Consider the following 10721-nt stretch of genomic DNA (forward strand, 5'->3'; position numbering starts at 1 on the left):
CGAGGGGAGGATTTAGATACCCTGTGGCAAAGATAGTATATTTAACAATCAGTTTTCTTTTGTTGTTTGTCTTTTCAACTAATGTCAATGCACAAAAACATAAAGTTAAAACAGGAGAAACCCTTTATGATATAGCAAAAGATAATGGTGTTTCCGTAAAAGACATAAAAAATACTAATAAATTACATACTTCAAGAATCCATCCGGGGGATGTTATTGCGATACCAGGTAAAGCGGCACTCAAGACAAAAGATAAGCAAAACACATTAGCTAAAGCAACTATCAAAAAAACAACAAAATCAAATGATGTTACAGAAGTTAAAGCGGCTGATGATTATAATCCTTATATAGTTGAAAGTGGAGAAAATCTTTATAGAATAGCGTCAAGATTCGGGATTTCAGTTAAGGAAATCAAAAAAATAAATAACTTAAAAGGTAATGCAATTAAAGTCGGGCAAAAGTTACTTGTACCTGTAGTTGAACACGAAGAGGAGCTTCCTGATACTGCGGATGAATCTGTTAAGGAAACAGATGTTGCTGCTGCTGATAGTGTTGAAGAGTTTCAGAATGAAGATGAAAATGCACTAAATAATGTTTTAGCCCGGAATAATATTGACGCATTAACGGAAGATAGTGATTCCTCAAATTGGTTTTCTTTGATTGATAAAGCCATGGACTATATTGGAGTCCCTTACAGGTTCGGAGGGAGCAGTTTAAAAGGTATTGATTGCTCCGCTTTTGTTCAGACTGTTTACAAATACTTCAGCATTGACCTTCCAAGAACTGCAAGAGAACAATTCAAGGCCGGTGTAAGGGTCTCGAAAAAGGAACAGCTTAGGATAGGAGACCTGATATTTTTCAGGACTTATGCAAAGTATCCGTCTCATGTCGGTATCTATGTCGGGGAAGGAAAGATGATTCATGCATCATCCAGGAACAAAAAGGTTACTATCTCAAGTATAAATGAACCATACTACATCAGAAGATATATCGGGGCTGTCCGTCTCCCGGAAAACCTGCCTAATATGAATGTAGAAGATCTTAAATCATTTGCCAATTAAACAAAAAAAAGGCTGCATCCATATACTGGATGCAGCCTTAGGAACACTACCTCCCTGAGATTTATCTTGCTGCTATTGCAACATGGTAAGAGGTATATAGATTCATTGAAGATCTGAGGCCTTTCATAGATTCCTTTAAGTTCTTGATACCGGCTGATAAATCTGAGACATATACAGCCCGTTTAAAGTTATCAAGAGAGTTAAAAAAATCGGCGACTGTCTTCTCATAATCTGATTTCATATCCTCTTGTGCAGTAAAATCTGTTTTAATCTTCCTGTCTACTTTAGTTAGTTCATAAATTCTGAACATAAGATAATCGTAGACTATAGCCACATCACCATCTGTAGTGAAATCTGTATCATTCGTAATTTCACCATCGAGCATTTTCTTATTAATAATTGCTTCAAGCTCAAAAAGGGTTACTTCTAAACCGGTTACTACTTTTTGCGATTGTAAAGAAATGTTATTTTCTTCGGGTAGGATTGTGTTCCATGCAATCTTCTCTCCCTCACCTGCAAAAGAAATTGCTGAAAAAAGTGCCAAGACCGCAACGCCCATAAATATTACAAGCCCAGGTCTGATTATTTTAATTCTTTTAAACATTGTACTTCCCCCTCTGACTACCTATAGATTTATATTAGCTTCATCACCTCCTTTCTTTGTTTTTAATGATTTGTCCTACTAATATATATTTTCGGTAAAATTGGGGGTAACTTAAATGGGGAAACAGCTATCTAAGGTTGTTTAATTTCCAACAAAATCTAAGAATTCAGAGAGAACGGGGTGGTCGGTGGAGTTAACATTTTTAAAGGATATACCTATAAGGAATCTTGGTCCAGAAACCTTTACCCATCTTATCTCACCGTTTACAACCTCATTTTTACCGCTTTTCGGGTCAGTCTCAAAAGACAGATGTAACTTCACCTCTTGTTTGGGTTCTAAGCTCTGGTCAGCATATACTTCAATCCCCCCGCTGCTTATATTGGTAACAAATGCGCCGAATGATTGGTCCGTTTCAGGTATTACCACTTTTAAATGCGGGGAAATTATTTCTCTCTTGTTTTTTCTTCTATCGCCCATAGTCATTTTTGTCGGCCCCTGATATTAATAAGTTTATTTTGATTTTCTTCTGCTGATGTATTAACATAAAAAACATGAAAATACAAGAGGCAATATTAATGATAGCGTCCAGTGAGGCAGATTCCAATATTTACTATGCAACAGGATTTCTTGCACCTGACCCTTTTATCTTTATTCAGATAGGAAATGAAAAGATATTAATTATGAGCGACCTTGAGGTTGACAGGGCTAAATTACAAGCAAATGTTACGACAGTTCTTTCATATAGTTTTTATGAAGAGGCAGCAAAGAATGCGGGTGTGGATGAGCCTAAGACAACAGATGTATTGCATCACTTTTTTAAGGAAAGAGAGGTTAATAAAATTATTGTCCCGGAGTATTTTGGAATAAAGCAAGCTCTTCTCTTGCAGGAAAAGAACTATGATATTGAGGTAAAAGGCAACCCATTCTTCGAAGAAAGGGCACTAAAAAATAATGAAGAGCTTGGATATTTAATTGATGTACTTCGTCATTCTGAGAGGGCAGTGGAAAAGGCAATCAGATTTATAAGAGAGACAGATATAAGGAACGGTTATCTATATCATGAAGGGAAGCAGGTTACATCTGAGGATATTAAGAGATTGATGTCTGCATATCTATTGGACAATGATATCATTGCACAGCATACCATTGTCTCCTGCGGCTTAGATACAGCATCGCCTCATACAGAAGGTACCGGTTATCTGAAAGCTAATGTTCCAATTATAATAGATCTGTTTCCACGCTCTTTGAAAACCCGGTATTATGCAGATATTACAAGGACAGTTGTGAAGGGGAATGCATCGCAGGAAATAAAGGATATGTATGAAGCGGTCTTGCAGGCTCAGAAGATTGCTATGTCAATGTTAAAAGATGGTGTTAATGGACAGGATGTTCACAATGCCATACTTGAGCATTTTAATGGACTTGGTTATGAGAGCGGGGAGAAGGATGGTAAGATGCAGGGTTTCTTTCATGGGACAGGGCATGGTGTCGGTCTTGACATACATGAACCTCCAAGTATAAGTAAAAGGAAGGATGTGTTGCATACAGGGAATGTTGTAACAGTTGAGCCTGGGCTATATTATCCTGACATCGGCGGGGTCAGGTTAGAGGATATGGTTTTAATAAAGAACGACGGTGTAATTAATCTTACAAATTATCCTAAGATACTTGAGATTTAAAATGATAAGATTGAATTCTGGGGACATCCATACTGAATTATTAAGAGATTGGCTTTGACAGAGACACTTGATGAAAAAATCGAAAATTTGATTCTCTTCATTTCCTCTTTGTTAAGCTGATTATAACAAATTCACGTGAAGGTTAAAAGGTGTTTTTGCAATAGGATACCAAAATGATAATATGAGACCATAATGCTGATTGCGTAGCAAAATCATCATAGCAAAATCTCATTGACAGAAAAATCTCATCCTGCTACTTTAACCTCAGAAAAGTAACTCTAATTTTGTTAATCCAATAAATGAATAACCCAAAAATTCTTGATAATTCAATCTTACAGTTTCAACTCAAGACTTATCTGACAGAACTGCTTACCTCTAATAAATACACTGAATTCTCCGTAGCCACCGGTTACTGGGATTTGCCTGGAGTATTGGAACTATTGCTGGCAATTGAGGTATTCCTCGGTACAAATATGTTATCAGAGATCAGATTCCTTATAGGAGAGGAACCAAAGGTCAGGGTCAACCAGTTAGATACTTCATTTCCTGAGAAATACATTAAAGAAGACCTTAAAGACCTTCCATTCAAGCCTGAATATCAACATGCAGCAAGATTTTTATCTGCCCATCTGGACTCAGGAAGGATAAAGGTGAAACTTTATAAAAGGAGTTTTCTTCATGCCAAATGTTACATAGTCGGCTCTGAAAAAGAAAATGCAATCGGCATCATTGGCAGCTCCAATTTTACCCGAAGCGGTTTGCTTGGCAATACAGAGTTGAACGACGTTGAATCTGACCACAGAATAGTAAATTACGTCCCTAAGGGGGACACACAGGATCCGAGTCACCGAAGCTGGTTTGATAAACTCTGGCATGATGAAATGAATGTTGATTGGAACCGGCAGTTCAAAATGGAAATTCTTGGACTGAGCAAATTTGGTGACCTGACATACTCCCCGTATGAGATGTATATCAGGATTCTTTATGAGATTTATGGAGAAGATATAGAGATAGAAGAAAAGCTCAAAGCAGACCCAAGATTTGAGAGCAGGGTCAATCTGACTCTTTTTCAGGAAGAAAGCCATAGGAAGGTTATGTCAAAACTGACGAACGATAAAATAGGCATGTGTCTTGTAGGTGACAGTGTAGGGTTGGGCAAGTCATTTATTGCACGCAAAGTTATTGAGGAGTTCGGCTATTATATGAGAAAGAACGTAGTAGTAGTCTGTCCTGCATCTCTAAGGGAAGATTGGATTAATCACCTCAAGGAGATAACAGTCAATGGTCCTGTTTATTCAATTACGGAGTTTTCTCTGGATGATAGTTTCATGGATATAAAAAGAGACCTCCTGCAAAGGAAACACAATTCAAAAAGTGATAATGCTGTTGATCTGCTTGTAATAGATGAGAGCCACAACCTAAAAACGCAGGGGAGCAAGTCGTTTCAAAACCTGCTTCAACTCATCACTGATAAAGACTATTGCAGCTCACTGCCTAAAGTTCTCATGCTCTCTGCAACGCCTGTCAATAACGGCATAAAGGACCTTGCAAATCAGATACTTCTTGCAAAGGGTGGAAATGAGAAATTCTTTGCCCATTTCGGTATACCGAACCTATTATCCCTTTTTGGTTCCACTCAGCGGGAATTCAAACTCAGGGACTCTGAGGAAATATTTGCATGCCTTTACCCTATCCTCAATAAGATTATGGTAAAGAGGACAAAACATCAGGTAAAAAAAGACTTCCCTGATGCACTGCTTAATGGTGAGCCGATTATTTTCCCCGAGGAAAGGCTTGAGAATGTCTTATATGAATTGGATAGCAAAGACGTGAGGAAGGCCATTAGTGAAAGGTTGAGGGCTATTGAAAACTCAAACAAGCCCCTCTACGACTTTTTTACCAGTGAGCTGTCTGAAAGTGATGAAGAGAGGGAAGAAAAACAGGGCATTATGGAATTCTTCAAATATAAGGATACTGATAAAAGGAAAAAGGTATACCAGACGGAGTTTGAGTCCATCTTCCATTTCATTGACATGGCAATTAAGGGCTTGAGATTGATTCCATATAGTTATCTGACTGAGAAGCGCGTAAAGACAGAAGAAGAGGAAATACAGGCAAATGCGAGGAAGAGCCTTACTGGCGTTATGAAAGTAAGCATGTTCAAGTCCTTTGACTCATCTGTTTACACATTCAAAAAGAGGATAGATAAGTATGAGTCTTATCTATCCAATTTTGAGCAGTTATTTTTCGGGCATAATAAGATCGTAAAACCGGTGATAATACAGAAGGCGATGGCGAGGCATCAGGACGAACCCGATGAGGATGTGCTTGATTTAATATTTGATGAGATAGATAAGTTTAACGAAAGAGAACAGGAAAAGAAAAGGCACGACAATGCCTATCGTGTCCAGAATCCATACATAGAAATAAATCATGACGATTACAAGATTGACGATGTCAATAAATTTATTCAGCAGGATAAAGAGATCCTCACCCTGATTAAGAGTGTTTTGGGGGATATTAAGACAGACACAAAACTCAATAGGTTGAAAGAACGTTTGAAGACTTTGAAAGGCAACAAGGTGCTTATTTTTTCATACTTCGCAACCACCATTGATTATCTGAAACAGGAATTGGATAAAGCCTTCCTTTCAGAAATAGATATTGCCGAAGACAAAATTGAATTTTTGAAAAGCAAGACAAGCAAAAACAAGCAGGCAATAGTCCAGCGGTTTTCTCCAAAGGCCCAGCGACATGAGCCGGTAAATGGACTTATTAATGGAGAACCTGAGTTGCAGATACTATGCAGCACCGATGTCTTAAGCGAAGGGCAGAACTTACAGGACTGCGGGATAATTATTAATTATGACCTTCACTGGAACCCGGTAAAAATGATACAGAGGAATGGAAGGATCAACCGCCTCGGGTCAACCTTCAAAGAGATATTTATATATAACTTCCGTCCTGAGGCCCAGCTTGATAAGTTTCTGCAGCTCATGAAGAAATTGCAGGAGAAGATCAAGGTTATCGGATATAGTGTAGGGATTGACAGCAGTGTACTGGGAGAGCAGATAACTGAAAAACAATTCGGCCTGATTGACAGTATCTATTCCGGCAGCAGGGAAAGACAGGATCAGGCAATGGAAGAGTTGGAACGTGAAAACGACCTTGCCTTTGACGAGGCATTTGAAAACGACCTCAGGGAGTTTATGAGAAAGGCATCTGACGAAGAAAAGGAAAACATCAGAAATCTTAACTTCAACAAATACTGTGGAATCCCTGCCTTAAAGGGTGATGACAAGATGATTGCGTTTAATGTGGGGAAAGGGGAATTTGATTTCATCAGGACTGACGGGAATAAAGTTGCAAAGGAATCCAATCAACTGATGGCATTACGGCAGATCAGGAGTTTTGACACGGAGCGTAGAATTGAAAGATTGTCGTTTGAAGATAAACTTGCATTGGAAAAGAAAGCAATGGAGATTTTTGAATCGGATAGGGCATACCAGACTACAATAGAAGATATTGATCTTGAATCATTTACAGGTGTTAAACAATCAGGGGGCGCCACATCACTGGCTCGATACAAAGATGAACTGCTCAGACTATTACAGGGAAACATTGACCGTTATTCAACAGATAATGTTAACAGGATAAAGAGCCTGCTGACCTCAAGAAATTTGTCTGTAGATAATAGAATACGGTCATATCTCAGGAAATATGATAATCAAGTCTCTATTGATTTGCTGGATACCCTTGCAATCCTGAGTGCTAATATGATTAAAAATGAAGCACCACAGGAAGCACCTGAGCCTGTTCTGTGGTTTGGCTATCATGCACTTGAGGCAGGAAAAGAATGAATATTAAAGAAATCGTAAGCAGCGCAAATAAGTTACCGTATAAGGAACTATGCACAGCCTTGATTGATCGCTTTGCAGTGCAACAGCCGGTCAAGTGGGAGAGTGTCCTCCCTTATGCTGAACAGCATAGCCTGTTCGGCGGAGAGATATTACGGTTGATCTCAGACCACCCTACTCTTGCAAACCAGAAAGAAATAAGACCCGTTTGTGTGATGAGAGGTGAACTTTCACAACTCCTTTTTTTCTATATACAGCTCAAAGACGAAAAACTTTCCAGGACCATTATTGAAAGAATAAGCAGAAAGTTTGTCGGCGGAGCCGCCGCTGACAGGTACATTATCTGGTTTTTCGGAAACAATAATGCCGATGCCCTGAAAATTGTCATATCAGGCAAAGAGGTTAAAAAAATACGGTTAAAGACTCTCACCTTAGAGGCAGGACATTGGTTCAAGACGTATGATTATATCCTCGGCGAGATTGAAAGGAGATTCACACCCCCTTCACCCCCCCCCTTGATAAGGGGGGGAGACAGGGGGGGGGATTTTAAAGAGCCGTCCGGCCTCTATAAGGCTGTCTGGGAAGCCTTTGATATTTCCATTGTCAACAAGAGGTTCTATGCAGAGATTAAAGGGGTGTTTGATGCACTGACCAAAGAAGAACTGCCCAAATGTAAAGGCGTACTAACGGATGAAAAAGAGAGGGTTCAGTTTGCTATACGACTTATTGGCAGAATCATCTTCTGCTGGTTTTTAAAGCGGAAGGACATCATTTCTGAGGACGTCTTATCCTCAAAAGCAGTGCAGTCAACACCCAACTATTACCACAGTCTCCTTGAACCACTGTTTTTTGATGTACTTAATACACCTCGTAATGAGAGAAGAAAAGAACTCCCGGATTTAATCAAGGATTATCCGTTCCTGAACGGCGGTTTGTTTGAGCCTCAGAGACAAGACTGTAAAGACAATTGGTCATTGTATATTCCAAATGACTGGTTTGATGGATTCTTCAGCAACACCCTTGAAAAATACAACTTTACTGTAGATGAAAATACAGCGGCAAGCGCTGAAATAGCCATTGATCCGGAGATGCTGGGTAGGATATTTGAGAACCTATTGGCCGAACAAAACCCTGAAACAGGAGAATCAGCTCGGAAGGCAACAGGCTCTTATTATACACCGAGAGAGATTGTGGACTTCATGGTGGAAGAAAGCCTGATCGCGTATTTAAAGGATAATTCAGAGAACATCAAAATTATCCCCTCTCCCCTTGCGGGAGAGGGCAAGGGTGAGGGGGAATTTAATAATGCCGTCGAGGACTTCGTTCACACTGCCGAACTCCCTGACGCACTGAAACCTCACAGCAAAGAACTTCTTGAAAAGCTGAACACTGTAAAAGTCCTTGACCCTGCCTGCGGCTCAGGGGCATTTCCAATAAGCATGCTACAAAAACTCGTTGCATTAAAACAGCAATTGTCTTCTGATGTAGGGGATAATAAACTCTATGATATAAAGCTGAAAACGATTGAGAACTCTATCTATGGCGTTGATATTCAACCTATGGCAACAGAGTTAAGCCGCCTGAGGTGCTGGCTGTCTTTGATAGTTGACGAAGACACAAAGGAGATCAAGCCGCTCCCGAATCTTGACTTTAAATTCGTTACTGCAAATTCACTGATAGATCTTGGATATGATGAGTTTATCCATAAGGTTGAGACAGGAGCAATCGGCAGATTATTTCTGACCAATTTTATTAACAAACTAAATGAATTGCGCCTCGTCCGGCAGAAATATTTTTATACAGTTGCCAATGAAAAAGAAAACAATCCTCCCATCCCCCCTTTAGTAAAGGGGAGTAAAGTTTTTATCCCCTCCCCCTTGACGGGGGTGGGTAAGGGCGGGGGTGAGGTACGAGGATTTTCGAGTGAAAAAGACAAACTTAAAAAAGAGTTCAATACCATTAAAGATGCCTTATTCAAGATGTCCATGGAGCTTATAACTCATGGGTTCATAGATTTAGAGTTTGCCAATAAGATCAATAAATGGAACCCCTTTGACGACTCTGAAGCAGCGCCGTTTTTTAGCTCAGAGTGGATGTTCGGCATCCCTTCACCTTCCCACTTTGTAAAAGGGGCACCTCTAACAATTCCCTCTCCCCTTGCGGGAGAGGGCAGGGGTAAGGGGGGCTTTGACATAGTAATAGGAAACCCACCGTATGGGGCATATATTGACAATGAGACCATTAAGCAACTTGTTAAATTGTACTCCTATTATGACAGACAAAAAAATTCAGCTTCGTTTTTTATAGAGGTAGCTTCAAGATTAATTAAGAAGAATGCAGTTGTTACATATATCGTACCCAAATCTTTATCTTTTTCAGAAGGATGGAATAAGACAAGACAGCTCATATCCTCAACCAATACGCTGCATATTGTAATTGATGCCAGCAAAGCTTTTGAGAATGTTCTCTTAGAAGCCATCATCATTTCTTTCATCAATAAAAAAAGCAATAATTACTTTTTTAGTTGTGGTGAAAGTTGGGGCAATGCTATAAATGTAACCGGTATTTCAAACAGTGACATAATAAAAGAACTTGATATATTGCCTGTTTATATAACGTCTGAGCGTTTGCATATATTACGAAAAAGTGCTCAATCAAGCGTCTTGTTGTCTTCAATATCTATCACATCCAGAGGTCTACCTTTGCAAAGCAAGATATCTCAAAAAGGGGATCCTATACTTCGTGGAAAGAATATTGGCAAGTACCGTATATATGGAGAGGTAGACAGGGTTTCTTTATTGCCTGATATTCTGCAATCAAAAAAAGTCAAAGAAATAACGCAGAGGAAAATTGTTTCTCAAAACATTGTAGCTCATGTTCTTAATCCCTATGACCATATAATCATAATGTCATCACTAGACACAGAAGGTACGCTGTCACTGGATACTGTTATGAATACTGTTTTGACCACTGAGCAATTTGCTTATGAGTACATCCTTGCTTTGTTAAATTCGCAATTTGCTTCGTGGTTTTATTATTGGTTTGTTTACAACAGAGCAGTAAGAACAATGCATTTTGATAAGTATTATTTGGGGAAACTGCCGATCAAGAAAATTGATTTGTCTTCACAGCAGCCCTTCATCACCCTTGTTGATCAAATCCTTGCTGCCAAGCAACAACCCCCTTTTATTCCCCCTTTGATAAGGGGGAAGGAGGATTGTTATCTCTTTGCCAAAGGGGGTAATAAAGAAGCCGACACCTCCGCCCTTGAGCAACAGATTGACGAGATGGTCTATAAACTCTACGACCTCACACCGGAGGAGATAGCGATTGTGGAGGGGAGAGGTTAAAATGGAAATAAAATATTCTGAGAAAGCAGTTAAGGGTCTGTCATGAAATAACTTGTGCATTTAGGCGCTCAGATTTCGGTCAGGTTTGAGTGCGACCGATTGAGCAAACCCGAAGGCGTAGTTGAATCTACGCTGAGGGGTTGCGATTGAGGAGCACACAAAGATGGCCG

The 10721-nt window shown here is 39.5% G+C and carries 6 protein-coding genes; 4 read left to right on the forward strand and 2 right to left on the reverse strand.

The window, feature by feature from the left end; translation table 11 throughout:
• Positions 1–23: 23 nt before the first annotated feature.
• On the forward strand, positions 24–1061 hold the full coding sequence (locus tag HZA08_05985) for a C40 family peptidase (GenBank protein ID MBI5192976.1): 1038 nt from the start codon (positions 24–26) through the stop codon (positions 1059–1061).
• Positions 1062–1122: 61 nt separating this feature from the next.
• Here HZA08_05985 and HZA08_05990 read toward each other — a convergent pair whose 3' ends face one another.
• Positions 1123–1665: a hypothetical protein gene (locus tag HZA08_05990; protein ID MBI5192977.1), complete on the reverse strand. Its 543-nt coding sequence runs from the start codon at positions 1663–1665 to the stop codon at positions 1123–1125.
• A gap of 141 nt (positions 1666–1806) precedes the next feature.
• Complete coding sequence (locus HZA08_05995; GenBank protein MBI5192978.1) at positions 1807–2142, reverse strand: PilZ domain-containing protein; 336 nt, start codon at positions 2140–2142, stop codon at positions 1807–1809.
• A gap of 74 nt (positions 2143–2216) precedes the next feature.
• On the opposite strand from HZA08_05995, the gene HZA08_06000 reads away from it, so the two are divergent.
• From HZA08_06000 to HZA08_06010, 3 genes are all read left to right on the forward strand, one after another.
• Positions 2217–3344, forward strand: coding sequence for an aminopeptidase P family protein (locus HZA08_06000; GenBank protein ID MBI5192979.1), 1128 nt, complete (start codon positions 2217–2219; stop codon positions 3342–3344).
• A 299-nt stretch (positions 3345–3643) separates the two neighbouring features.
• The gene (locus tag HZA08_06005) at positions 3644–7204 is read left to right on the forward strand and encodes a DEAD/DEAH box helicase family protein (protein ID MBI5192980.1); all 3561 of its coding nucleotides are present in this window, start codon (positions 3644–3646) and stop codon (positions 7202–7204) included.
• Positions 7201–10551, forward strand: a complete 3351-nt coding sequence (locus tag HZA08_06010) for an N-6 DNA methylase (GenBank protein MBI5192981.1) — start codon at positions 7201–7203, stop codon at positions 10549–10551. Before HZA08_06005 ends, HZA08_06010 begins: the two co-directional genes overlap by 4 nt.
• Positions 10552–10721 lie beyond the last annotated feature (170 nt).

This window comes from Nitrospirota bacterium (assembly GCA_016212215.1).
In the GTDB taxonomy this organism is placed as follows: domain Bacteria; phylum Nitrospirota; class 9FT-COMBO-42-15; order HDB-SIOI813; family HDB-SIOI813; genus JACRGV01.